The 23,890-nt window shown below is 70.3% G+C and carries 18 protein-coding genes; 10 read left to right on the plus strand and 8 right to left on the minus strand.

Translation table 11 applies throughout. The features are described 5' to 3' along the window. The first annotated feature begins 39 nt into the window (after positions 1 to 39). Positions 40 to 2,829, plus strand: a complete 2,790-nt coding sequence (gene secA, locus ASG73_RS08580; RefSeq protein WP_055993523.1) for a preprotein translocase subunit SecA — start codon at positions 40 to 42, stop codon at positions 2,827 to 2,829. A 60-nt stretch (positions 2,830 to 2,889) separates the two neighbouring features. Here the strand turns inward: secA and ASG73_RS08585 are convergent, their stop codons facing one another. Both ASG73_RS08585 and ASG73_RS08590 read right to left on the minus strand, forming a co-directional pair. Beyond that, on the minus strand, positions 2,890 to 3,417 hold the full coding sequence (locus ASG73_RS08585; RefSeq protein ID WP_055993525.1) for an Rv3235 family protein: 528 nt from the start codon (positions 3,415 to 3,417) through the stop codon (positions 2,890 to 2,892). Beyond that, positions 3,414 to 4,247 carry a hypothetical protein gene (locus ASG73_RS08590; RefSeq protein ID WP_156466217.1) on the minus strand — a complete coding sequence of 278 codons (834 nt, stop codon included), beginning with the start codon at positions 4,245 to 4,247 and terminating at the stop codon, positions 3,414 to 3,416. Before ASG73_RS08590 ends, ASG73_RS08585 begins: the two co-directional genes overlap by 4 nt. Positions 4,248 to 4,404: 157 nt before the next feature. Between ASG73_RS08590 and ASG73_RS08595 the strand changes: the two genes are divergently transcribed. Further along, positions 4,405 to 4,944 (plus strand): hypothetical protein, encoded by a 540-nt coding sequence (locus tag ASG73_RS08595; protein ID WP_055993529.1) that lies wholly within the window; start codon positions 4,405 to 4,407, stop codon positions 4,942 to 4,944. 15 nt (positions 4,945 to 4,959) lie between these two features. Here the strand turns inward: ASG73_RS08595 and ASG73_RS08600 are convergent, their stop codons facing one another. Then, the gene (locus tag ASG73_RS08600; RefSeq protein ID WP_055993531.1) at positions 4,960 to 5,175 is read right to left on the minus strand and encodes a helix-turn-helix domain-containing protein; all 216 of its coding nucleotides are present in this window, start codon (positions 5,173 to 5,175) and stop codon (positions 4,960 to 4,962) included. 128 nt (positions 5,176 to 5,303) lie between these two features. On the opposite strand from ASG73_RS08600, the gene ASG73_RS08605 reads away from it, so the two are divergent. From ASG73_RS08605 to ASG73_RS08620, 4 genes are all read left to right on the plus strand, one after another. After that, entirely contained in the window at positions 5,304 to 5,978 is a 675-nt protein-coding gene (locus tag ASG73_RS08605) for a hypothetical protein (protein ID WP_055993533.1), read from the plus strand. Then, complete coding sequence (locus tag ASG73_RS08610) at positions 5,978 to 7,291, plus strand: AAA family ATPase (protein WP_055993535.1); 1,314 nt, start codon at positions 5,978 to 5,980, stop codon at positions 7,289 to 7,291. Before ASG73_RS08605 ends, ASG73_RS08610 begins: the two co-directional genes overlap by 1 nt. A gap of 63 nt (positions 7,292 to 7,354) precedes the next feature. Then, complete coding sequence (locus ASG73_RS08615; protein WP_055993537.1) at positions 7,355 to 8,782, plus strand: WS/DGAT/MGAT family O-acyltransferase; 1,428 nt, start codon at positions 7,355 to 7,357, stop codon at positions 8,780 to 8,782. Beyond that, a complete protein-coding gene (locus ASG73_RS08620; protein WP_055993539.1) occupies positions 8,779 to 9,177 on the plus strand; it encodes a DUF6912 family protein in 399 nt (132 codons plus the stop codon). Before ASG73_RS08615 ends, ASG73_RS08620 begins: the two co-directional genes overlap by 4 nt. A 13-nt stretch (positions 9,178 to 9,190) precedes the next feature. Here ASG73_RS08620 and ASG73_RS08625 read toward each other — a convergent pair whose 3' ends face one another. The 3 genes from ASG73_RS08625 to ASG73_RS08635 are packed head-to-tail and all read right to left on the minus strand — an operon-like array spanning position 9,191 to position 10,520. Then, positions 9,191 to 9,676, minus strand: coding sequence for a DUF2505 domain-containing protein (locus tag ASG73_RS08625; protein ID WP_055993541.1), 486 nt, complete (start codon positions 9,674 to 9,676; stop codon positions 9,191 to 9,193). Between the two features lie 26 nt (positions 9,677 to 9,702). Next, positions 9,703 to 10,224 carry a hypothetical protein gene (locus ASG73_RS08630; protein WP_156466218.1) on the minus strand — a complete coding sequence of 174 codons (522 nt, stop codon included), beginning with the start codon at positions 10,222 to 10,224 and terminating at the stop codon, positions 9,703 to 9,705. After that, entirely contained in the window at positions 10,221 to 10,520 is a 300-nt protein-coding gene (locus ASG73_RS08635) for a hypothetical protein (RefSeq protein WP_055993545.1), read from the minus strand. Before ASG73_RS08635 ends, ASG73_RS08630 begins: the two co-directional genes overlap by 4 nt. 167 nt (positions 10,521 to 10,687) lie before the next feature. Here ASG73_RS08635 and ASG73_RS08640 point away from each other — a divergent pair, with 167 nt between their 5' ends. Together ASG73_RS08640 and ASG73_RS08645 are read left to right on the plus strand one after the other, a co-directional pair. Continuing rightward, a complete protein-coding gene (locus ASG73_RS08640; RefSeq protein ID WP_055994486.1) occupies positions 10,688 to 15,514 on the plus strand; it encodes an NAD-glutamate dehydrogenase in 4,827 nt (1,608 codons plus the stop codon). Positions 15,515 to 15,561: 47 nt separating this feature from the next. Beyond that, positions 15,562 to 17,025 carry a sensor histidine kinase gene (locus tag ASG73_RS08645; protein ID WP_055993548.1) on the plus strand — a complete coding sequence of 488 codons (1,464 nt, stop codon included), beginning with the start codon at positions 15,562 to 15,564 and terminating at the stop codon, positions 17,023 to 17,025. 61 nt (positions 17,026 to 17,086) lie between these two features. Here ASG73_RS08645 and ASG73_RS08650 read toward each other — a convergent pair whose 3' ends face one another. Further along, a complete protein-coding gene (locus tag ASG73_RS08650; protein ID WP_007925026.1) occupies positions 17,087 to 17,335 on the minus strand; it encodes a WhiB family transcriptional regulator in 249 nt (82 codons plus the stop codon). A 196-nt stretch (positions 17,336 to 17,531) separates the two neighbouring features. Here ASG73_RS08650 and ASG73_RS08655 point away from each other — a divergent pair, with 196 nt between their 5' ends. Both ASG73_RS08655 and ASG73_RS08660 read left to right on the plus strand, forming a co-directional pair. Beyond that, positions 17,532 to 17,930, plus strand: a complete 399-nt coding sequence (locus ASG73_RS08655; RefSeq protein ID WP_055993550.1) for a hypothetical protein — start codon at positions 17,532 to 17,534, stop codon at positions 17,928 to 17,930. 1 nt (position 17,931) lies between these two features. Then, positions 17,932 to 19,638: an amidase gene (locus ASG73_RS08660; RefSeq protein WP_055993552.1), complete on the plus strand. Its 1,707-nt coding sequence runs from the start codon at positions 17,932 to 17,934 to the stop codon at positions 19,636 to 19,638. Positions 19,639 to 19,682: 44 nt separating this feature from the next. On the opposite strand, the gene ASG73_RS08665 is transcribed toward ASG73_RS08660, so the two are convergent. Further along, positions 19,683 to 23,864, minus strand: a complete 4,182-nt coding sequence (locus ASG73_RS08665; protein ID WP_055993554.1) for an FtsK/SpoIIIE domain-containing protein — start codon at positions 23,862 to 23,864, stop codon at positions 19,683 to 19,685. Positions 23,865 to 23,890 lie beyond the last annotated feature (26 nt).

Consider the following 23,890-nt stretch of genomic DNA (forward strand, 5'->3'; position numbering starts at 1 on the left):
CTGCCGTGCCCGGATAGACCACGTCAGGAGTTCAGTTTCGTGAAGATCGTCGAGCGCATCCTCCGCGCCGGAGAGGGCCGCACCGTCAAGCGGCTCGAAGGCATCGCCGTCCAGGTCAACGCCATCGAGGAGGACTTCGAAAAGCTCACGGACGCCGAGCTGCGCGCCGAGACCGATGTCTTCCGCAAGCGGCTGAAGGACGGCGAGACCCTCGACGACATCCTCCCCGAGGCCTTCGCAGCCGTCCGTGAGGCGAGCCGCCGAACGCTCGGCAAGCGGCACTTCGACGTGCAGCTCATGGGTGGTGCGGCCCTGCACCAGGGAAATGTCGCCGAGATGAAGACCGGTGAGGGCAAGACACTCGTCGCGACGCTCCCTTCGTACCTCAATGCCATCGAGGGCAAGGGCGTCCACGTCGTCACGGTCAATGACTACCTCGCCGAGTACCAGGCCGAGCTGATGGGTCGCGTCCACCGCGCCCTGGGTCTCGATACCGGCGTGATCCTGTCGTCGATGAACCCTGAGCAGCGACGTGTCGAGTATCTCAAGGACATCACCTACGGCACCAACAACGAGTTCGGCTTCGACTACCTGCGCGACAACATGGCGTGGAACACCGAGGAGCTCGTCCAGCGCGGTCACAACTTCGCGATCGTCGACGAGGTGGACTCGATCCTCATCGACGAGGCGCGCACGCCGCTGATCATCTCTGGCCCCGCAGACCAGCCGACCAAGTGGTACTCCGAGTTCGCCAAGATGGTGCGCAAGCTCGAGAAGGGCCACGGCGCCGACCTCATGAAGGGGATCGAGGCCGAAGGCGACTACGAGGTCGACGAGAAGAAGCGCACGGTCGGCATCCTCGAGCCGGGCATCGAGAAGATCGAGGACCTGCTGGGCATCGACAACCTCTACGAGAGCGTCAACACCCCACTCATCGGCTACCTGAACAACGCGATCAAGGCCAAGGAGCTGTTCACCCGCGACAAGGACTACGTCGTCATTGACGGTGAGGTCCTCATCGTCGACGAGCACACCGGCCGCATGCTTGCCGGCCGTCGGTACAACGAGGGCATGCACCAGGCCATCGAGGCCAAGGAGGGTGTGGAGATCAAGAACGAGAACCAGACCCTGGCCACGATCACCCTCCAGAACTACTTCCGCATGTACGAGACCCTCTCGGGGATGACGGGCACCGCCCAGACCGAGGCCGGCGAGCTCAACTCGATCTACGACCTCGGCGTCGTCCCGATCCGGACCAACCGCCCGATGGTCCGCGAGGACCAGGCCGACCTCGTCTACCGGACGGAGGCGGCGAAGTTCAACGCGGTCGTCGACGACATCGCCGAGCGGCACGCTGCCGGTCAGCCGGTCCTCGTCGGTACGACCAGCGTGGAGAAGAGCGAGCACCTCTCGAAGGAGCTCGCCAAGCGCAAGGTCAGGCACGAGGTCCTCAACGCCAAGCACCACGAGCGGGAAGCGAGCATCGTCGCCGACGCAGGTCGCAAGGGTGCCGTCACCGTGGCGACCAACATGGCCGGTCGAGGCACCGACATCATGCTCGGTGGTAACCCCGAGTTCCGTGCCGTCGCTGAGCTGCGGGCCCGCGGTCTCGACCCCGAGGAGACCCCGGAGGAGTACGAGGCAGCCTGGGACGACGCGCTCGCCGAGGCGGAGAAGGCCGTGGCGGCCGAGCACGAAGAGGTCACCGAGCTCGGTGGTCTCTACGTCCTGGGCACGGAGCGACACGAGTCCCGCCGTATCGACAACCAGCTGCGCGGCCGCTCCGGCCGACAGGGTGACCCGGGTGAATCGCGCTTCTACCTCTCCCTCGAGGACAGCCTGATGCGGCTGTTCAACGCCGGCTTCGTCGACCGGGTCATGACGACTGCCAAGATCGACGACGAGACGCCGATCGCGGGCAAGATGCTCACCCGGTCCATCGAGGGCGCTCAGAGCCAGCTCGAGGGCCAGAACTACGAGATGCGCAAGAACGTCCTCAAGTACGACGACGTCCTCAACCGTCAGCGCACCGTGGTCTACGACGAGCGCCGTCGGGTCCTCAAGGGCGAGGACCTCGAGGAGCAGATCCGTCACTTCATGTCGGACGTCGTGGGCGGATATGTCGACGGGGAGACGGCCAACGGCTTCTCCGAGGACTGGGACCTGGACCGGCTCTTCACCGCGCTGAAGGCGATCTACCCGACATCGTTCACCCCGCAGGAGTTGATCGAGGGTGCCGGCGGTCTCGGCAGCCTGTCGGCGGCCGGCCTGCGCGAGGAGATCGTCACCGACATCCATGAGGCCTACGACCGCCGCGAGCAGGAGCTCACCGAGCCGGTGGCCCGCGAGCTCGAGCGTCGGGTCGTCCTGTCGGTCCTGGATCGCAAGTGGCGTGAGCACCTGTACGAGATGGACTACCTCAAGGAAGGCATCGGCCTGCGGGCGATGGCCCAGCGGGACCCGCTCGTGGAGTACCAGCGCGAGGGCTTCCAGCTCTTCGAGGCCATGAACGAGGCGATCAAGGAGGAGTCGGTCGGCTACCTCTTCAACTCCGAGGTCCAGGTCCCGACCCTGCCGGAGTCGACCACCGAGCCCAAGAGCGTCGATGCCCTCCTCGGCAGCGGGACCGAGGGCGCAGAGAGCGCTCGGCCGCAGATCACGGCCAAGGGGCTCGAGGACGGGTCGCGCCAGCGTCGTCTTCACTACTCGGCCCCGTCGGAGGACGGCGGCGTCGAGGAGCGCGATGACGCAGGCTCCACGGGTAATGGGTCCCGCTCCGAGCGGCGCTCCGCGGCGAAGAAGGCCAAGAAGGCGAAGAAGAGCCGCTGATCGAGCGTGCGCAGGTCAGCCCGGGACCCTGGTGGGCCCGGGCTGACCTGCGTCGGGCGGTCAGCCGACCTGTAGCGCGTCGACGACCCACCGGCGGTCACGACCGACCAGGCGCAGGGCGAGGGCGCGCACCCGCTGTCCATCGATCATCACGACAGAGGCCTCGGCGATGTGCGGCGACAGCTCGCACAGGTGCACGCGGATCACCCGGGTGCGATGGGCGGAGTCGAGCGCGGTCCGGCGTCGCCCTGCGCGTGAGCCACGCCGGGCGACGACCGCGTACACCTCGGGGGTGGTCCAGCGCATGACCTGGCTGGGCGGACGAACCCCGTGCATGACCTCGACGAGGCCCTGAGCGATGTGAGCGGCCCAGTCGCGCGCGTCTGGAAGGTCGGTCGCAAGACTCGTCTGCGGACCGAAGACCTGCTCGTCGGTCGCCGCCGCGAAGTCGACTGCCAGAGCATCCTGCACATACGGCGTGGCGGTCCGGGCCTGTTCCTCGCGGCCCTGGGCGTGGGTCGGGAGCGGGACTCCCTCCGGGCAGTGACGTGGTGCGGGCAGTACCTGCAGCGGTGTCGTGGTGGTCATCGAGTCCCCTTCGTGGCCGGGATCGTCCCCGGGTCGTGGTGGTGATCGGGTGGACTCAGGCGAGTCCCGGGCAGCAAGAGGTGTGGGTCGGGGCCGATGCGAGCGGCGTTGGCGGCGTGCCACCGCGGCCAGGCCTGCGCGACCTCCGCCGCGGTGGCCTCCGGCCCGAGGCGCGCGGCGGTGATCGACCACAGGCTGTCTCCACGGCGGACGACGACGTCGTTGTCGTCGTCCGTGTCCGCTCGGTGAGCGCCGGTGAGGAGAGTCGGGTCGGTGCGGTGCCGCGCCGCTGGGCGCCGGGGAGTCCACCCGGGTGACGGGGGAGTCGCGGTGGGCTGCCGCGCCGCGGTCGAGGAGCTCCACCCCGGCGAGGTGGCCTCGGTGCGCGTGACACGAGGAGTCGATGCGGGCCCCGCGGTCGATGCCGAGGGCACCCACCCCGGCGCCGGTGAGTCGACGCTGACCTGTGGGGTGCGGACGGCTGCCACGGCGGTGCCGGGGAGCACGCAGGCGGTCATCGAGGCGCCGAGCGCGATGGCCGCCCATCGACGAACGACTGCGGGCGTGACGCGGTCGCGCAGGTGGAGCGCGCAGCGCCCCACGCGGCCCGGGAGGCGCGCCACGATGGACAGGAACAGGGTGGACGTCAGCCACCCGGCGATGAGAGCGGCCACCAAGGCGGCCATGCCGACGAGGGCCGCGGCGGGGTCGCCCCCAGTCGCCACCCCCTCGACCAGCAGTCGGCGTGCGCCGGAGGCCAAGGAGAGGGTGAGACGGACTCCGCCGAGAAGTGCGGTTGATGCCAGTGCCGTTCTCAGCAGACGTCTCATGTCCGGTCTCCCTCGGGTGCTCATCAGTCAAAGACGCCATTTGATGTCGTTTGATGGTTATTCATGGTTCTTGATGTCATTCATAGCACATCATGGGTCTTCGCTGGTGGCAACAGGTGATCGGGCATGTGTGGAGACCACGGCTTACATTGGGCTGGTGCGCTGGGACCGACTCTTCGACGACCTCGAGGCGCAACTGGCTGCGCACACGCGTCTCGAGCTCGACGCCGAGGTGGCCGAACGCACCAGGACCGAGAGGTCGAAAATCACCCTCGGGGAGCGGATCGCCGGTGGGGTGGGCGCTCGCCTCGTCGTACGCGTGCGGGGCGGGTCAGTGGCGCGGGGACGACTCGATGACTCCGGGGACGGGTGGTTGCTGCTGGTCGACGACGGTGGCCGTCAACAGCTGGTGGCCACTGCGGCAGTGCTGGGCGTCTCCGGGCTGGGCCGCCCACGAGACGACACCCGGGCACGGCGGTTCGGCATCGGTTCGGCCGTGCGCGGCATCAGTCGCGACCGGCGGGCCGTCGCCGTCATCGACGTCGACGGGGGCACGACGCACGGCACGATCGACGGCGTCGGAGCCGATGCCTTCGACATCACCGAGCACCCGCTGGACAGTCCGCGCAGGGCGGAAAATGTGCGCGGCGAGAGGGTCATCCCCTTCGCCGCGGTCGCGCTCATCAGCTCATCCTGAGGAGCCAGCCGAGCGTCACTCCTCGGGGCCGCCGCGCTGGACGAATTCGCGCGTCTGCGCGTACATCCGCTCGATGTAGGCGTCCAGCTGGTCGACCTCGACCCGCCACTGGCCGCGGCCGCCGACCTTGATGGCGGGCAGCTCGCCACTGCGCACGAGCGCATAGGTCTGTGCAGCCGAGACGCCGAGGACCTCGGACACCTCGGTGAGCGGGACGAATCTGCGGGCCATGCCCCAAGTCTGCCATCGGGGACTGCGACCTCGGCCCACCGGCCGCCTCCCTGTGGATGATCGTCGGGCGAGGAAGCCCGTATGAGTGCATGATGCTCGTGACCCGATCTCGACTCCTAAGGAGCGCCGTGAGCTCACTGCCCACGCCGACCGCGCGGCGGTTGACCGCACCCTCGTGGAAGGACACCCGGCTGCTCATCGGGGTTCTCCTGGTGCTGCTGTCCGTCGTCATCGGGGCCATGGCCTTCCGCGCGGTTGACGACAGGGTGGGGGTGTGGGCAGCCAGCACGCCGCTCACGCCCGGTGAGTCGATCGACGAGAGCGACCTGAAGAGGGTCGATGTCCAGCTGGGCGATGGGTCGGCCACCTATCTCCGCTCGGACCAGGGCCTGCCTGACGGCGCTGTGATCGACCGAGAGCTGCGCGAAGGTGAGCTGCTGCCGCGGTCCGCGGTCGTCAGCCCGCTCGAGCTCGACGTGCAACGAGTTCCGGTGCGGGTGGACCCCGTCTCGCTGAGCAACCTCACCAAGGGCTCGCGAGTGACCGTGCTGGCGCCCGCGGTGCCCAAGCCGTCCCCGGAGCGTCGGCGCTCGGACGAGCGCCCGACCTACGAGGTCTTCGCCCGTCGCGTCACCGTCTACGCGCTGCCCAAGTCATCCGGTGGGGTGATGGGGACCGGGAGCGGATCGGCGGCCATCCTCGTCGTCCCCAAGGACCTCGTGGCCGATCTGCTGTCCCTGGACGACAAGGACCATCCGATCAAGCTCGTCATCGAGGCCGGAAGCCCGGAGAAGAAGGACTGATGTCCGTCACCGTGCTGACGGCGCTCTCCCACACGTGGGAGGGGCGCATGGTCGAGATCGTGGACCGACTGCCCGGTATCACCGTGGGACGTCGGTGCGTTGATCTGGCCGACCTTCTCGCAGCGGCGTCCGCCGGCCACGGGGACGTCGCCCTGATCTCCGCTGACCTGCGTGGACTGGACCGGGACGCTCTCGCGCACCTGAGCGCCCACGGTGTCGCCGTGGTCGGGGCGAGCCCCGACGGGGACGAGGAGCAGGAGCGCCGGCTGCGCCAGCTGGGGGTCCACCGGCACGTGCACCTCGCCACCCCCGGCGTGGACCTCGTGGACAGCCTCGCCATACCCGTTGCCGGGGGAGCCCTCATCGCCTCGGGGTCGCGGGTCGGGTGGCCCGCGGTGGACCCGCCCACGGCACCCATCGAGCCCGTCGCCGACGCATCATCGCTGCCCGATGCTCCGGCAGAGGCGGTTCACGGGAGGGTCATTGCCGTCTGGGGACCGACCGGGGCGCCGGGGCGAAGCACGCTCGCGGTCAACCTGGCGAGTGAGCTCGCGGCAGCCGGCGCGCCGACACTCCTCATCGATCTCGACACCTACGGTGCAGCGGTTGCCCAGCTGCTGAGCGTCCTCGACGAAGCGCCCGGTCTGGCTTCGGCCGCGCGGGCGTCCGAGCTCGGGACCCTCGATCTGAGGGGCCTGGCCCGGCTCGCGGTCGAGGTCTCGCCACGCTTCAGGGTCCTGACCGGCCTCCCGACGCCCAACCGGTGGCCGGAGATCCGCCCAGCAGCCGTGGAGCAGATCATCGAGCTGTCGCGCTCGCTGGCCGCCTTTGTCGTCCTCGACCTCGGCTTCGCCATCGAGGACGACGAAGAGCTCAGCTACGACACGGCTGCGCCTCGGCGCAATGCCACGACGCTCGTCGGGCTGGCCGAGGCTGACGACCTGCTCCTGGTGGGGTCGGCTGATCCGGTGGGCCTGCAGCGGATGGTCCGCGCCGTGCAGGGGGTGGGTCAGGTGGCCTCCCCGACGCCACGACCGGTGGTCAACCGCCTGCGGGCCTCGTCAGTGGGTGCCGACCCGAGTCGCCGCGTCGAGGAGTCGTTGGCACGCTTCGCCGGGGTCGAGGGCATCACCTTCCTCCCCGAGGACCACGCCGCGACCGATGCCGCACTGCTCGCGGGCATGACGCTCGCCGAGTGCGCCCCCGACAGCCAACTCAGGCGCGCGATCGCGCAGCTCGCAGGAACCTTCACCGGGGGAGCGGTCTCCGTCCGACGGGTCTCGGGGCGCGGCCTCCTGCGGCGACGGTCCTGATCGCGGTGGCGGTCACATGACGAAGGGGGTGCCGGACGTCCGCGCCCGTGTCACCATGTCCTCGTGGTGAACAGACTCGGTGCACTGGACGCGGCCTTCCTCTATCTGGAGGAGGCGACCCTCCCGATGCATGTCGGCTCCGTGATGGTCTTCGAGCCTCCGGCCGACGGGTTCGACTACGACCGGTTCGTCGCCGTCGTGGGCGACCGCGTCGCCGGGCACGGCCGCTACCGCCAGCGCATTCGCCAGGTCCCGGGACGGCTCGACAACCCTGTCTGGGTCGACGACCAGTACTTCGACCTGACCTACCACGTGCGGCGCTCCGCCCTTCCGTCGCCGGGGACGCGCGTCGAGCTCGAGGAATTCGTCGCGCGGATCATGGCTCGTCGTCTGGACCATGACCACCCGCTGTGGGAGGCCTACTTCGTCGAGGGTCTCGAGGGAGGCCGCTTCGCCGTCGTCACCAAGGCTCACCAGGCGATGGTCGACGGCATCCACGCAGTGGACCTCGCGCACCTGCTCCTCGACCCCGACGCCGTCCCCGTCGATGACTCCACCACCGTGCAGCGCAAGGAGCCCTCGGACCTGCGACTGGTGGCCGACGCACTGCTCGGGTCGGTTCTCAACCCGGCACGCATCATGTCGAGCGTCGGCAACGGGCTCAAGGACGTCTCCGCCACCGGCCGCCGTGCGACCGAGACCGCCGGCCGAGTCGTCTCGACGCTGGCCAAGGTGGGCACCCGACCGGCGCCGAGCTCTCCGCTCAACACTCCGGTGGGCGCGGCCAGGCGATACATCATGGTCGATACCGACCTGGACGACTACCGCAAGATCCGCAGTCGACTCACCCGAGGCAAGTACGTCGAGGCCGTGACGGTCAACGACGTCATCCTCGCCACGGTCACCGGCGCCCTGCGTGCCTGGATGCAGACGCGCGGCCTCCCCGTGACGGGTGCGTCGACGGTGCGGGTCATGGTCCCCATCAGCATCGTCGACGGATCGGGCGACCAGCTGACCGACGCAGCGATGACCGCATGCTTCGTCGACCTGCCCATCGGCGAGAACAATCCCTCGATGAGGTTGCACCAGATCTCCTTCGCGATGCGTCAGCAGATCGAGTCGGCGGCTGCCGAGGGGGTCGGGGCGACCTCGCTGTCGTCGATCGGAGGGTTTGCACCGCCGACGCTGCACACCTTGGGCGCTCGGCTGGGCAGCGCCATGTCCCGTCGCCTCTTCAACCTGGTCATCACCAATGTCCCCGGCCCGCAGCAGGCGCTGCACGTCGAGGGATGTCGACTGGTCGAGACCTACCCCGTCATGCCTCTCGGCCGCGGTCAGGGGCTGGCGATCGGGCTGACGTCCTACGACGGTCGGGTCTACTACGGACTCAACGGTGACCGAGACTCGATGAGTGACCTCGATCTGCTCGCACAGGCCATCGAGGACTCCTTGTCCGAGCTGAAGTCGGCTCAGCGATCGAGGGGGGCGTGAGCGTGCGGGCCTACCTGCCCCTGCTGCTGCCTGAGCTCGCAGGTGTGGTGATGCAGGGTCGCCTGCCGCAGCGTCATGGCTACGCGGTGACCGCAGCCCTTCGCTCCTGGGATGCGTCTGCCGAGGAGGAGGATCTGGAGTTCGAGGCCATGTGTCAGGCCCTCGACGCGGCTCGGGAGCTGGGGGACGGCCGGCGCGTCGTCGCCTCGGCGGACGTGATCGAGACTGCGGGCACCTCTCCCGATGCACGGCTCGACGTGGTACTCGATGTGGCACTCGGGGACGTGGTGTCCTTCCACGTCGAAGAGGAGGAGGGCGCGGTCGGTGCCGGCTACGACGACCTCCTCTGGTACGACGTGACGGAGCTGTCGCAGCTGGCGCGCCCCACCGCCTGATCCTCGTGGCGCGTCAGGCCAGTCGTGCGTTCAGCTGGCTGATCTCGTGATCGATCGACTCCTCGATCGCGGGCCTGGCCGCCTCCTCGATCTTCTTGCCGAAGATCGGGATCGAGCACGAGAGGTCGGCGTCGATCGCCAAGGACGAGCCCCCGGCCGTGGGGGAGAGGACGATCGTCCCGACGAGCTTGAGGGGGACCCCTGCAACCGAGAGTGCGAGGTCGCCGTGGCGGGTCCCGTCCTCCCTCGCCGGATGCCAGGTCTGCCGCTCGGTGATCGACAGGGTGTCGCCGACCATGGAGACGACCGGCCGCGGCATGCCCGCGGTCGGTACGTGACGCTCGGAGCGCACCACGGTGCTGCCGGCGTGGTCACTGACGGTCGCACTCGCGCGCGACGCCTGCGCCTCGACCTTGGCCTGCTGGTACTCCTGGGTCGAGATGATGGCGAAGGCGTCCTCGACGGTGGCCGGAAGGGGGGCGCTGCGCGTGATCTTCATGGGCACACGCTAGCGCCCGTGGAGCCTCACCGACGCAGTGCTGCGCTCGTCTCGCCGAGCAGCGCAGTGGCCTGCTCGCAGTCGGCAGCCAGCCGAGCACGCAGCCGACCCAAGGCAGAGACGAGCAGGTGGAGTCGCTCCTGAAGTGCCTCCCTGACACGGTCTCCGTCGACCTCTGCGCCATGGTCAGCCACCCCGGTGATGCCCCAGGTGCGCACCAACCGACCGTCCCGCACCTCGAATCCCGCGGCGACCGCCTGCTCCTCGATCGCGCGGAGGTCGGCTGTGCAGCCCGAGAGATCAGTGGCGGCTCGCTGCAGGGACCCTGCGCACGCGTCCAGAGAGGCCGCGACCGTCTCGAGGGAGGCACCAACGGCGGCGGTCCGGCGACGCGTGCTCGTGGCAGTCGGTCCGGTCCACCCGGGGGAGGCGTCCTCGAGGGCGGCCTCCAGACGCTCGGCATCGGCTCGCAGCTGCAGGGCCGCACGGCGCAAGGTCGCGGCAAGGGCGCTGAGCGAGGCAGCATCGCCGATCAACGGGTGGCTCACCGCATCGGCCTGACGCGCGGGGCGTGGAGACTGGTGTCTGGCTGGATGGTCCCGGACGAGAGCGGCCCCACCGCGGCCAGCCCCAGAGCGATCTCTCGGCCGCTGGCGCAGATCTCACGCAGCGTGTCGATGGCGGCGTCGATGGTGCCATCGAGCGCCGCCTGTGCCGTGTGGTCGCCAACGGTGACCATGTGGTCGAGCAGGTGCTCCCCGAGGGCGGCGGTGTGCTCGGCCACGGCGGACATGGCGGCACCCAGCTCATCGAGGTCCTCGGGCCGAGGATGCGAAGGGGGCATGGTGCGGCTCAGCCTAACGACGATGGTTCGTCGTCGTCCGGAGTCGTCCACAGTCGTGCACCTGCGCGAGGCGGTGACGTGACGAAGGTCATGACCGCTACTCTCGAAGGGACGGGCCAGCGAGGTCCCGTGACCAGTCGCGAATGCAGATCGAGGACGCCCCACACATGGCTCAGCTGCCTGCCCACACCGCCACCGACCCAGCCTCCGGACTCGCCGAGGAGCTCGTCACTGCCGCTACCGCGGCGGACGTCGAACCCCCCTTCGTCGAGCGGTACTTCCGACACGTCGACGAGACGGCCCTGCGCGAGCACAGCGTTGATGAGCTCGTCGGCATGGCAACCACACACCGCAGCGTCGCCGGGAGACGCGCGCCGGACGAGACGATCGTCGAGATCGTCGACGGCGTGCTCCACGTCGTCACCGCCGACCGACCCTTCCTCGTCGACTCCGTGCTCGGCGAGCTCGGTGTCGAGGGGGTGGCCGTCTCCCTCCTGATCCATCCGCTCTTCGCCGTGCGCCGTGACAGCGACGGCACGCTCGTCGAGGTCGTGGACCAGGACCCGCGGACGGGTCACTCCGACCCACACCTGTACGACGAGTCGTGGATCCGGATCGAGTTCTCCGACCGGGTCGACGTCTCGCTGCTCCGCGAGCGGGTGATCGAGGTGGTCGACGCGGTCGCCGCAGCTGTCGACGACTGGGACGCGATGAAGTCGGCCACCCTCGAGGCGGCCGCCTCGCTGGAGGACGGGCGTGGTACCGGCACCGAGCAGTCCCAAGGAGCGGCCACAGAGTTCTTGCGGTGGCTGGTGGATGACCACTTCACCTTCATCGGATCTCGGGACCACCTCGTCGATGCGCACGCGTCAGAGGCGGCAGTCGTCACGCCGATCTCCGGCAGTGGGCTCGGGATGTTGCGGATGGACTCGACCGCGGAGTCGATCACCCCACTCGGGAGCTCGCTCGGCCACACGGACCGGGCGATGAACTGCCTGTCGATCGGCAAGTCGCGTGCGGTGCTGCCCGTCCACCGGGTCACCCACCCCGACCTCGTCGCCGTGCGATTCACCGACGACGAGGGCCGCGTCATCGAGCGACGACTCGCTGGCCTCTTCTCGTCGACGGCGTACACGAGCTCGGTCCTGTCGATCCCGCTCATCGCCGACAAGGTGCGGCGGGTGCTCGACGATGCGGGCTGGGCCCGCGACAGCCACTCGGGCGCCTTTGCCATGCGTCTGTTCGAGACCTTCCCCCGTGACGAGCTCTTCCAGGCGCCGGTCGACCACTTGCGCGAGGTCGTGACCCGCATCCAGCAGCTGGTCCACCGGATGCAGACCGCGACCTTCCTGCGTCTGGACTCCGGGGAGCAGTTCGTCACCGCGATCGTCTATCTCCCCCGGGACCGGTACACCACCGTCGTGCGGCACCGCATCGAGGAGCGGCTGTGCGAGGCAACTGGCGCCGACGAGGTCTCCTTCACCGCGCACGTCTCCGAGGAGCCGATGGCGCGCCTCTACTACATCCTGCGCAGCTCCGCCGACCTCGTGCTGCCCCAGGGGGATGCGCACCGCGCGCTCGACGAGTCCGTCGCGGACGCGGTTCTCACCTGGCAGGAGCGACTGGTGCGTGCCGCGCACGAGCTCGTCGGCGACGAGATCGCGACGACGCTGCTCACGCCGTGGATCGATGGCTTCCCCGTGGACTACGAGGAGGACTTCGACGTGGCCCAGGCCGTGGCCGACCTGAAGAACCTCACCACGTTGGGGGAGACGACCCCCTTCGCCTGTGCGCTCTACAAACCCCGTCGCGGCCACGGCGGTGGTGACGACCCGCGGATCCGGCGCTTCAAGCTCTTCAGCGCGGAGGAGCTGATCCTCGACGACCTCATGCCGATCTTCCGTGACCTGGGGGTCAAGGTCATCGAGGAGGAGCCGTACACCCTCACTCGGGCGGACGGGATGGTCGTGGGGATCTACGACTTCAGCCTGCGCACCGACGACCAGGCGTTGTGGGAGGTCCACACCCACGAGGAGCTGCGCGAGCTCGTGGAGTCGGCCGTCATGGCAGTGCGTGGTGGGCGAACCGAGTCGGATGGCTTCAACGCACTCATCATCCGCGCCGGCCTGACCTGGCGACAGGTCGGCCTGCTGCGGGCGATCGGCCGGTACCTGCGGCAGACGGGTGGCAGCTGGGGGCAGACCAGCCTCGAGGCCGCTCTCGTCGACAACAACCGGATCGCGGCCGACATCGTGGCCCTCTTCGAGGCGCGCTTCGACCCCGAGATCCACGACGGCCTCGCGAGCGAGCAGCGAGCGGTCGCGGAGCAGGAGATCGTCGACCGGATCGACACGGCACTCGAGGAGGTCACCTCCCTCGAGCACGACCGGATCATCCGAGCCTTCCTGGGGGTGATCGCCGCAACCTTGCGCACGAGCTACTTCGTGCGCGACGAGCAGGGCGAGCCTCTGCCCCGGATGTCCTTCAAGATCGAGCCGGCGAAGGTGCCGGACATGCCCAAGCCTCACCCCGCCTTCGAGATCTGGGTCCACAGCCCTCAGGTCGAGGGCGTCCACCTGCGCTTCGGCGCCGTGGCACGTGGTGGCCTGCGATGGAGCGACCGGCGCGATGACTTCCGTACCGAGGTGCTCGGTCTGGTGAAGGCCCAGATGGTCAAGAACGCCGTGATCGTCCCGACGGGGAGCAAGGGTGGTTTCTTCGGCAAGCAGCTACCGGACCCGAGCCTCGACCGTGAGGCATGGATGGACGCCGGTCGGTCGGCCTACCGAGCCTTCATCTCGGGCCTGCTCGACGTGACCGACAACCGCGTCGAGGGAGCCATCGTCCCGCCGCAGCGCGTGGTGCGGCACGACGGCGACGACTCCTACCTCGTCGTCGCGGCCGACAAGGGGACCGCGACCTTCTCCGACCTGGCCAACTCCATCGCCCGCGAGTACGGGTTCTGGTTGGACGACGCCTTCGCCTCGGGCGGTTCCGTCGGGTACGACCACAAGGGCATGGGCATCACGGCGCGTGGAGCGTGGGAGTCGGTCAAGCGACACTTCCGCGAGCTCGATCACGACACCCAGGCGCAGGACTTCACGGTCGTCGGCATCGGTGACATGAGCGGTGACGTCTTCGGCAACGGCATGCTGCTGTCCGAGCACATCCGCCTCGTCGCGGCCTTCAACCACCTGCACATCTTCATCGATCCGCAGCCGCAGGCGGCGTCGTCGCACGCCGAGCGTCGCCGACTCTTCGAGCTGCCCCGCAGCACGTGGGACGACTACGACCGCACCCTCATCAGCGAGGGAGGGGGCGTCTGGTCCCGCAGCGCCAAGTCGGTGCCGGTCGGCGAGCAGGCGGCCGCGGCGCTCGGGCTCGACGGACCCACGTCGATGACTCCCAACGAGCTCATCCACCTCATCCTGCAGGCGCCGGTCGACCTGCTCTGGAACGGTGGCATCGGTACCTACGTCAAGTCGGGTGCAGAGACGCACGGCGAGGTGGGGGATCGTGCCAACGACGCCATCCGGGTCGACGGAGCGCAGCTGCGCTGTCGAGTCGTGGGCGAAGGGGGCAACCTGGGGGCCACTCAGCGTGGACGGATCGAGGCAGCGGGCGCCGGAGTGCGCATCAACACCGATGCGGTCGACAACTCGGCCGGTGTCGACACCTCGGACCGTGAGGTCAACATCAAGATCCTGCTCGGTGAGGCGATCCGACAGGGCACGCTCGACCCGCAGGAGCGGGTGGAGCTGCTCGCCTCGATGACCGACGAGGTCGCCGAGCAGGTGCTGCGAGACAACTACGAGCAGAACGTCCTCCTCGGTAACGCCCGGGCGCAGGACGGGGCGATGCTCGTCGTGCACGAGCGACTGATGGAGTCGCTCGTCGAGCGAGGTGACCTCGATCGTGAGCTGGAGTTCCTGCCCAGCAGCTCCCAGGTCGCCGAGCGGATGTCCGCCCACGAGGGCCTGTCCTCACCGGAGCTGGCGGTCCTGCTGGCCTACTCCAAGATGTCTCTCAAGGCCGACCTGCTCGAGTCCGACCTGCCCGACGACCCGGCCACGGAGCGACAGCTCACGGAGTACTTCCCGTCCCCGCTGCGCGGTACCTATGGCGAGGCCCTGCGGGCACACCCCCTTCGCCGGGAGATCGTGACCACTGCCGTCGCCAACGACCTCGTCAACCGGGGCGGGATCACCTTCGTCCAGCGGGCCGCTGAGGAGACCAGTGCGACCTCCGCCCAGGTGGTCCGTGCCTTCCTCGTCAGCCGTGAGGTCTTCGGGCTGGACGACTTCGTCGCCCGGGTCGAGGCCTTGGACAATGTCGTCCCGACCAAGGTGCAGACGCGGCTGTACCTCGAGCTGCGCCGGCTGATGGACCGGTCGGTCAGGTGGTTCCTCAGCAATCGTCCCGGTCGCCTCAACGTCACCGAGGAGATCGAGCGTTTTGCCGAGCCGGCCGCACAGATCGCACCGCAGATTCCCGAGCTGTTGCGTGGCTCGCAGGCGGAGCGACTGGGACGCAAGACCCAGGAGCTCGTGGACGCGGGGGTGCCGAGTGACCTCGCCCGGCGCACGGCGATCCTGCTCGACCTGTACTCCGTGCTCGACATCGTCGACACGGCGCAGGAAGGGGAAGGCACCACCCCGCTCGAGGTGGCGGAGTGCTACTACCTGCTCTCCGAGACCTTCGGCATCGACGAGCTGCTCATCATGGTCACCCGACTGCCCCGCGAGGAGCGGTGGGATGCCATGGCTCGCGGGGCTCTGCGCGATGACCTCTACGCGACGCTCCACTCCCTGACGAGCTCGGTGCTCGGGCGCGAGGGCAGCGACGCAGCCGAGCGGTTCGCCGAGTGGTCGCGGGAGCACGACGAGGCGGTCGAGCGGGTGCAGACCCAGCTGGCGGGGATCCGTCAGCTGACCTCACCCGGTGTGGCTGCGCTCTCGGTGGCTCTGCGGACCCTGCGCTCGGTCACTCGCTGAGTGTGGGCCTGACTCCGCTGGTGTCCGCACGTCACTAGGATCGCGACGTGCGGACACTGGCGGACTTCCTGCGGATCACCCCGAGCCTCGACACGGCGGACGACGAGCGGTTGCACCGGCTCGTGGAGGACTGGCACCTGCTCGCCGACCTGTCCTTCAGCGACCTCGTCCTCTGGCTGCCGCACGACGGGGGCTGGGTCGCGGCGGCACACACCCGCCCGATGACAGGACCGATGGTCTTCGTCGAGGAGGTCGTGGGCCAGGAGGCGAGCGCCATCTTCGGGGACCTCATCGCCCGGTCTGCCCAGGGGGGCCAGAGCGAGCACGTGCGTGAGCGAGGACAGGACCTCATCCACGAGCGGGCCAGGCTCGTGCGCCGGTCCGGTCGCGCGATCGGAATCCTGAGCATCCACGACCAGCTCGACAGCGGTCGCCCGCAGACCCGCCTCGAAGAAAACTATGCCGGCATGGGCGACGAGCTCTTCGCCATGGTGGCCGAGGGCACCTGGCCGGCGTCCTCCTCGCCCGGTGGGGCGCATCGCGGGGCCCCCCGGGTGGGCGACGGGGTCATGCGGCTGGATGCGGCCGGCGTCGTGGAGTACGCCTCACCCAACGCGTTGAGTGCGATCCGGCAGCTCGGCCACCCCGGGCCGGTCGAGGGCGAGGTCCTCATCCAGGTTCTCAGCAGCCTCGCCAGCGAGAGCGGGCACCTCGACGAGGGACTGTCCCTCGTGGCCATGGGCCGAGCCGCCTGGCGGTCGGACATCTCGGTGGGGGAGGCCGCACTGGCCATCCGGGCGATCCCGCTCCTGCACGGGCGGGACCGCCACGGCGCCATCATCGTCGTCCGGGACGTGTCCGAGCTGCGCCGAGGTGGCACCGAGCTGATGACCAAGGACCAGACCGTCCGGGAGATCCACCACCGGGTCAAGAACAACCTGCAGACAGTCGCGGCGCTGCTGCGGATGCAGTCGCGCCGAGTGCCGGACGAGTCGGCCAAGGAGGCCCTCGACGAGGCGGTCCGTCGCGTCGGGGTCATCGCGATGATCTACGAGGCGCTGAGCACCGGCTTCGCCGAGGCTCTCGAGTTCGACGAGGTCGCCATCCGGGGCCTGCGGGCCATCGTCGAGGTCGCTCGTACGAGCGGAGACATCGACTCGCGCTTCACGGGGTCCTTCGGTCTGGTCCGGGCCGAGGACGCAACTGCGGTCGGGCTCATCCTCTCGGAGCTGGTGCAGAACGCCGTGGAGCACGGCATCCCCGAGGGCGGGAGCGTGCACGTGGACGCCCAGCGCACCGGCGAGGACGAGGGGGACGACATCCTGCGGGTCACCGTCGTCGACGACGGGGCTGGGCTGCCCACGGGCTTCAGACCCAGCCGAGCCGGCCTGGGGACCCGCATCGTCACCTCGATGGTGCACGATCTCGGAGGCCAGATCAGGTGGGACGACGTGGATCCCCACGGGACGCGCGTGCGATTCAGCGTGCGGCTGCGCGGCGTCGAGGTCTGACCCCACACGACGAAACCGCCCCCGAGCAGATGCTCGGAGACGGCGGTCAGGTGCGGTGAGGTCAGCCGGCGCGGCGTGCGCGGGCCTTGCGGCGCTTGAGGGCGCGGCGCTCGTCTTCGGACAAGCCACCCCACACCCCGGCGTCCTGGCCGGACTCGATGGCCCACTTGAGGCAGGTGTCGACGACCTCACAACGGCGGCACACCTTCTTGGCCTCCTCGATCTGTGCGATCGCGGGGCCGGTGTTGCCGATGGGGAAGAACAGTTCCGGATCTTCGTCCAGACAAGCTGCGCGGTCGCGCCAATCCATGAGCGTGGTGCTCCTTGTTGTCGGGGAGGTCGATACACGGCGAACGGTGCCGTGGACGACCGGGAGTGCACCAAGACGTGGGCGAGCCACGACTCAATACACACACCATTGTCCAAGATACCGCTCGGTAAGCCAACGGTGTGGGAGAACCGCTTGTTCCTTCTACACGTGTGTTCGGTCACCTACGCTGCTGATCGTGAACCCGAGCAACTCCCTGACCGCGCCCACGCCACCCGCCATCGCCGCCGCCGTCGTGTGCCTCATCGAGGCACTGGTGCTCGTCGTGACGGCCTTCCTCTACGGACTCGAGCTGGCGGACGGTCGTGCCGTGGACGCCAATACTGCCTCCATGTCCCTCGTGGTCTGCCTCATCTTCGCCATCCTGCTCGCGGTGCTGGCCGCTGCCTGGCGCAAGGGGGCGTTGTGGCCGCGCACCCCGACCCTCGTCTGGAATGTCCTGCTCCTGCCCGCGGCCTGGACGCTCACGACGACCAACGGGATCTGGGTCGGCCTCGCTCTGGCGGGCGTCGCCGTGGCGGGGATCGTCGCGTCCGCGCTCGCGCCCTCGGCGGACCTGACCGACACGGCGCTCTGACGTGGGGACCTTCGACGTCGTCGAGGCGGACATCGCCTCCCTTCGCGCGGCGCTGGTATCCGGCGAGACGACGAGCGAGGAGCTGGTTATCGCCTACCTCGCTCGGATCGCTGCCCATGACAGTGCCGGCATCCGGCTCAATGCCGTCGTCGTCGCCAACCCGGACGCTCTCCGGGACGCGAGGGCCAGCGATGCGCGGCGGGCGAAGGGAGAGACGCTCGGCCCCCTCGACGGCATCCCCTACACGGCCAAGGACTCCTACCTCGCCCGCGGGCTGACCTGTGCCAGTGGGTCACCCGCATTTGTCGACCTCGTGGCCCAGCGTGATGCCTTCACCATCGAGCGGCTGCGCGGCGGGGGCGCGGTACTCATCGGCCTGACCAACATGCCGCCCATGGCAAACGGCGGTATGCAGCGAGGTGTCTACGGACGGGCGGAGAGCCCGTACAACGGCGACTACCTCACTGCGGCCTTCGGCTCGGGGTCGTCCAACGGGTCGGGGACAGCGACGGCGGCGAGCTTCGCGGCCTTCGGGCTGGGGGAGGAGACCTGGTCCTCCGGCCGGGCACCGGCGAGCAACAACGCGCTCTGCGCCTACACGCCCTCGCGCGGGGTGATCTCGGTGCGCGGCAACTGGCCGCTCGTGCCGTCGATGGATGTCGTCGTCCCCCAGACGCGCACGATGGCCGACCTGCTCGAGGTCCTCGACGTCGTCGTCGCCGACGACCCCGAGACCACGGGCGACCTGTGGCGCACCCAGCCCTGGATCGACGTGCCGGCCGCCTCGACCGTGCGTCCTGCGTCCTACCCCGAGCTGCACCCGCGTGACGCGTCCCCCCTTCGCGGGCTGCGTCTGGGGGTGCCCCGGATGTACCTCGGCACCGACGAGGAGGCTGGTACCGGCGTCGGATTCGGGGGGCCGATCGGCGATCGGATCGTGCCCCGCCCCAGCTCTCTGGCGCTCTTCGAGGCAGCCCGGGCCGACCTCGAGGCCGCGGGTGCCGAGGTCGTCGAGACCGACTTCCCGGTCGTCTCCAACTACGACGGGGACCGGGTCGGTGCGCCGACGGTGCGCACCCGCGGCCTGCTGCCCGACGGCTACCTCGACGAGGAGATCTGGGACCAGTCGATGTGGGGCTGGGAGACCTTCCTGCGGGCCAACGGCGATCCTGCGCTCCACCGACTCTCGGACGTCGACGGGCCGCAGATCTTCCCCCACCCGGCGGGGTCGCTGCCGTACCGCTACGGCGAGCTCGACTTCGACCTCGCCGACTACGTCACCCGAGCCCGAGAGGTGGGCGTCGTCGAGGACGTCACCACCCTGCCCCTGCTCGAAGGGGGCCTGCGCGGCCTCGAGGAGACGCGACGGGTCGACCTCGAGGAGTGGATGGACGGGCTCGGGCTCGATGCCGTGATCTTCCCGGCGGTCGCCGACGTCGGCCCGGCCGACGCGGACGTGCGCGAGGAGTCGGCCGACATCGCCTGGCGCAACGGTGTGTGGGTGGCCAACGGCAACCTCGCGCCGCGGCATCTGGGCATCCCGACCGTCACCGTCCCGATGGGCACGATGACCGACATCGGCATGCCGGTCGGACTGACCTTCGCCGGGCGTGGCTGGGACGACAACCGGTTGCTGAGGATCGCTGCGGCCTTCGAGGCGACGGGTCGGCGGCGCACGGAGCCGCCTCGCACGCCGCGCCTGGGCTGACCGCTGACGACGAGGACCGGACCCGACCCGACCAGGCGCCGGGATCACGGGCGGGTCGCCGGCACCGTTGCCGGTGGGTGAGCGACCTGCACCTCCTCGGCCCGACCGTCGACGACGAGATATCCGCGCCCGGGGACGCGGGGGAGAGCCGGCACCCGCAGGCCGAGGGCATCACCGTCGGAGCGTGCCGAGGGCTGCAGGAGCAGGCCGGTGCGGGCCCGGGCCAGGTCGGAGACGAGGCCGCGGACCTGGCCCGCGGCGGTCTGTGTCGACGTCGAGGCGATGACGAGGCCGCGGTCGGCGTCGAGCCGGCGCAGGATCTCCTTGAGCACATCAGCGACCGGGGTGCCGTCGAGCCGCTCGACGTCGTCGGCGACGACGGCCAGGTCCGGATGGCGTTGACGCAGCGCCACGAGCGTGTCGCGATCGTCCGGCCCGACGACGGGGCAGCCGAGGTCTGCGGCGACCTCGGCGGAGCCGATCACCACCAGGGGGTGGCCGGCGGTCACGAGCTGGCGGGCGAGCAACGTCAGAGTTGTTGAGCGTCCGCTGCGTGGGGGGCCGCAGACGAGGAACCGGCGCGCTCCGTCGGTGCGCCAGACCACCGGCTCCCTGCCACAGCCCCCGACCCCGAGGGGTACGCGCTCGCGGTCGGCCCCGGCGAGCTGGCCGAGCGGGACGGCTGTGGGCAGAGCCTCCACGACCCATGGTGGAGTGCGGGGTCCGGGCTCCTCGACCGGCCCGTCCGGCAGCCACCGGGGCAGCGCCACCTGCACGAGGTGGCCGCCGGGCTGGAGCCGCCCCCGTCCGGGGACCAGGCGCTCGGAGACCTCGGTGCGTGTGAGGCCCGCGAGGGCTGCATCGCCACGGTCACTCAGGTGCAGTACGAGGCGGGTCGTGACGAGCGAGGACACCCTGCCGGAGAGCAGCTCGCGACCCCCGGTCACGAGCACCCGCAGGCCCAGTGCGATGCCATCACGCATGAGCGTCTCCAGCGCCTCGGCGCTCTCGCCGAGGTCGATCGACCCGCGGGAGCGGGTGACGCGCCCCCACCCGTCGATCGCGAGCAGGAGGTGGGGCGGGGGCGGCGTGCTCCTCGGGTCCGTGTCGTGCGCCGCCCACCAGGCGTCCAAGGTCGAGTGACCGCTGGCACGCAGGACCGAGCGTCTCTCGGCGAGGTCGTCCTCGAGGCGGTCGAGGAAGCGCCCGACCACCGTGCTCTCCTCGCCGTCGACGACGCTGCCGACATGAGGCAGCTGCGCCAGGGCGGACAGGCGGGAGGAGCCGTCGCCGATGACCTGTACCTGCAGACGGTCCGGCGCCCACCGTCCGGCAGCGGCGGTGATGAGCGAGGCGATGCTGCTCGTGCGCCCGGAACCGGGGCCGCCGACGACCATCCAGTGTCCCTCGGTGGTCGACCAGTGCAGAGGTGACTGGCGTTGCTCGACCGGCAGGTCCACGAGACCGAAGGGCGCCCCGCCCACCTCGTCGACGGGCAGTGCCGCAGCCTCGAGCGTCTCCGGCAGTGGAGGCAGCCAAGGGCGGTGGGGCACCGGCAGATCCAGCGAGCCGGCGAGCCGGGTCATCATGCTCGTGAGGCGCTGCAGGTCGGTCGAGCCGGCGTCGTCGATCGCCGGGGGAGCGGGCCAGGGCTGACCCGGCCGGCGCACGAGCAGCGCGCCGCCGGACCCCGCGGCGTGACCGGCGACCCGTCCGGTCTGGAAGGGCCGTGCCGGGCTCCCGCCCGTGCTCGCCAGAGCCCGGCCCGGTGAGGACTCCGGGATGTCCACCGCGTCGGCGCAGCCGATGACGTCGTCGCTGTCGACCCGATCACGCACGCGCAGGGCGATGCGCAGGTTGACATTGGCCTTGATGTCCGCGGAGACGATGCCGCCCGGGCGCTGGGTGGCGAGCACGAGGTGGACGCCGAGCGAGCGGCCGACCGCGGCGATGCGCATGAGGTGGGCGAGGGCGTCGGGCTGCTCCTCGGCGAGCATGCGGAACTCGTCGATGACGATCATCAGCCGGGGCAGCGGCTCTCCCCGGTGGTCGTCGATGTCCTTGGCCCCCGAGGCGGCGAGGACGTGCTCGCGCCGGGTCAGCTCGGCGTCCAGGCTCGTCAGGGCCCGCTCGGCCGCGGCCGGGTCGAGGTCGGTGAGCATGCCGACGGTGTGCGGCAGCCGCGCGCACTCGGCGAACGCGGCGCCGCCCTTGTAGTCGACGAGCACGAAGGTGATCTCGCGGGGTGACAGGTGCGCGGCGAGCGAGGCCACCCAGCTCTGGAGGAACTCCGACTTGCCGGACCCCGTCGTCCCCGCGACGAGGGCGTGCGGTCCGTCGCGGCGCAGGTCGATGCGGAAGGCTCCCTCACCGGCTGCGCCGACGACGACGTCGAGGGCAGCGGGACGCTGCGCGCCGGCTTCTCGCCAACGCTCCCGCGTCAGGGTCTCCTCGTCGGGGGAGAGGTCGAGCAGGTCGACGAGCCGTGCGGCCGAGGGCAGGCTGCCTCCCTTCGCGTCCGGTGTCGCGTCCCTCAGGGGAGCGAGTGCCGAGGCGATGCGTCGCCCCCAGGCCTCGCCCGTCCCGTCGAGGACGCCGCGGGCCGCCTGCTCACCGGCGAGCAGCAGCCGCAGGTCGTCGCCGTCGAGGGTCGCCACGGCTCGGGCCTCGTGCGGCAGCTCGGCCGGGCTGTCGGCGAGGGCGACGACGAGGACGCGCTGCGGACCCCCTTCGCTCATGATCGTGCGCAGTCCCGGGTCGGCCCGCCAGGTGCCGACCCCGTCCACGATGACGACGTGGGTGACCGGCAGAGGCTCGCCCTCCCGGCGGCGCTCGAGCGAGCTGGCGGCGCGTTCGGTGGTGAGGCGGGCGAGCCCGGCGAGCAGGGCAGCGCCGCTCTCGGGGGTGGTGGCGACACGAGCGGAGTCCGGCAGGTCGTCGTGGGCGCGCAGGTGGACCAGGCCGGCGAAGGGGGCCCACCACCCGTCGTCGTCGGCGACCAGGCTCACCCGCACGTCATGGTGGGAGTGGAGCACGACGAGCTGGCCGAGCAGGTGTCGCACGAGGCGATCGCGCGACCACTGCGGACCGGCGATGCCCAGGACCCCTGCCTGTGCGAGGTCGACCGTGAGCGGCACGTCGTCGAGGACGGGGTGACCGCGCGTCCCCGGGCCGTGCTCGACTTCCAGCCTGGCGGGCTGCGCGCCCAGGCCGAGACGCAGGCTGAGGTGCTCGTCGTGCTGGGTCCGTCTCTCCCAGAGGCGGGTCGACTCGCCTCTGGCAGCGTCGAGCAGCGCCGCGGGGTCCGGTGCGACCCGCAGCCGCTCACGTCGCTCGGCGGCCAGCGACGCGGTGAGCCGGGTGCTGGTCCGGGCCCGCTCGCGAACCCATTCGGCGTGGGCTTCACGGTGCTCGCGTCGCGAGCTCGTGCGGTCCGACAGCGTCGAGCCGAGGACCATCACGGGGGACAGGAGGCCGAGGAGCAGCATCCGGGGTCCGAAGAAGAAGGCGAGCACGCCCGCGAAGGGCAGCGGCAGGAGCACCATGACCCACGGGATGCGACGGCGCGTGGGGGCCGTGGGCTCCGGGGGTACGCGGATGGTCACGGGCGCAGCGGTGCGGGGCAGGTGGGGGGTGGGGTTGACCCCGAGGGTGGCCTCGCCGGTCGGGGTGCGTCGGGCGGGGCGCGGGCGGCGGGCCTCGATGGTGAAGCTGCTGTGCCCGGCCGTGAGATGGCAGCCGGACCGCACGCGCACGCCCTCGGGCGGGACCGGCGTGCCGTCCAGCCGGGTGCCGTTGGTCGTGCCGAGGTCGCGCAGGTGCACGCCGTCACGATCGACGGTCAGCTCGAGGTGCTCGCGGGAGAGGGCGTCATCTGCCAGTCGCAGCGTGGCGGCGTCGCCACGGCCGATGGTGTGCTGGCCGGGGGTGAGGTCGTGCGTCCGACCGGCGTCGGGTCCGCACGTCGTCACCAGACGAAGGGTGGCCCGCCTCGACTCTCTCGCAAGGGGGCCGGCGTCACCGAGGACGAGTGCGACTCCGTCGAGCAGGGGCGGCAGACCGACGGGTGCATCCTGGGTGAGGCGGTCCTCGCCGACGTGCACGGACGTGCCCGCATGGCCGACTGCGTGCAGCAGGTCACCGAGCGTGTGGTGCTCCTCGGCGCGGACGTCGATGGTCTCGGTGCCCCCGCCGCGGGTGTCGATGAGGGTCATCCGCAGCTGCATGTGGGCACGGTAGGACGATCGGCGTC

The organism is Janibacter sp. Soil728 (genome assembly GCF_001428305.1).
Taxonomy (GTDB): domain Bacteria; phylum Actinomycetota; class Actinomycetes; order Actinomycetales; family Dermatophilaceae; genus Janibacter.

What these genes read in the sequence shown, in the direction of transcription:
- ASG73_RS08585 (WP_055993525.1), bottom strand. Translation starts at nt 3,417, where the DNA reads ATGACCACCACGACACCGCTGCAGGTACTGCCCGCACCACGTCACTGC.
- ASG73_RS08590 (WP_156466217.1), bottom strand. Translation starts at nt 4,247, where the DNA reads ATGAGACGTCTGCTGAGAACGGCACTGGCATCAACCGCACTTCTCGGC.
- ASG73_RS08600 (WP_055993531.1), bottom strand. Translation starts at nt 5,175, where the DNA reads ATGGCCCGCAGATTCGTCCCGCTCACCGAGGTGTCCGAGGTCCTCGGC.
- ASG73_RS08610 (WP_055993535.1), top strand. Translation starts at nt 5,978, where the DNA reads ATGTCCGTCACCGTGCTGACGGCGCTCTCCCACACGTGGGAGGGGCGC.
- ASG73_RS08625 (WP_055993541.1), bottom strand. Translation starts at nt 9,676, where the DNA reads ATGAAGATCACGCGCAGCGCCCCCCTTCCGGCCACCGTCGAGGACGCC.
- ASG73_RS08635 (WP_055993545.1), bottom strand. Translation starts at nt 10,520, where the DNA reads ATGCCCCCTTCGCATCCTCGGCCCGAGGACCTCGATGAGCTGGGTGCC.
- ASG73_RS08640 (WP_055994486.1), top strand. Translation starts at nt 10,688, where the DNA reads ATGGCTCAGCTGCCTGCCCACACCGCCACCGACCCAGCCTCCGGACTC.
- ASG73_RS08650 (WP_007925026.1), bottom strand. Translation starts at nt 17,335, where the DNA reads ATGGATTGGCGCGACCGCGCAGCTTGTCTGGACGAAGATCCGGAACTG.
- ASG73_RS08665 (WP_055993554.1), bottom strand. Translation starts at nt 23,864, where the DNA reads ATGCAGCTGCGGATGACCCTCATCGACACCCGCGGCGGGGGCACCGAG.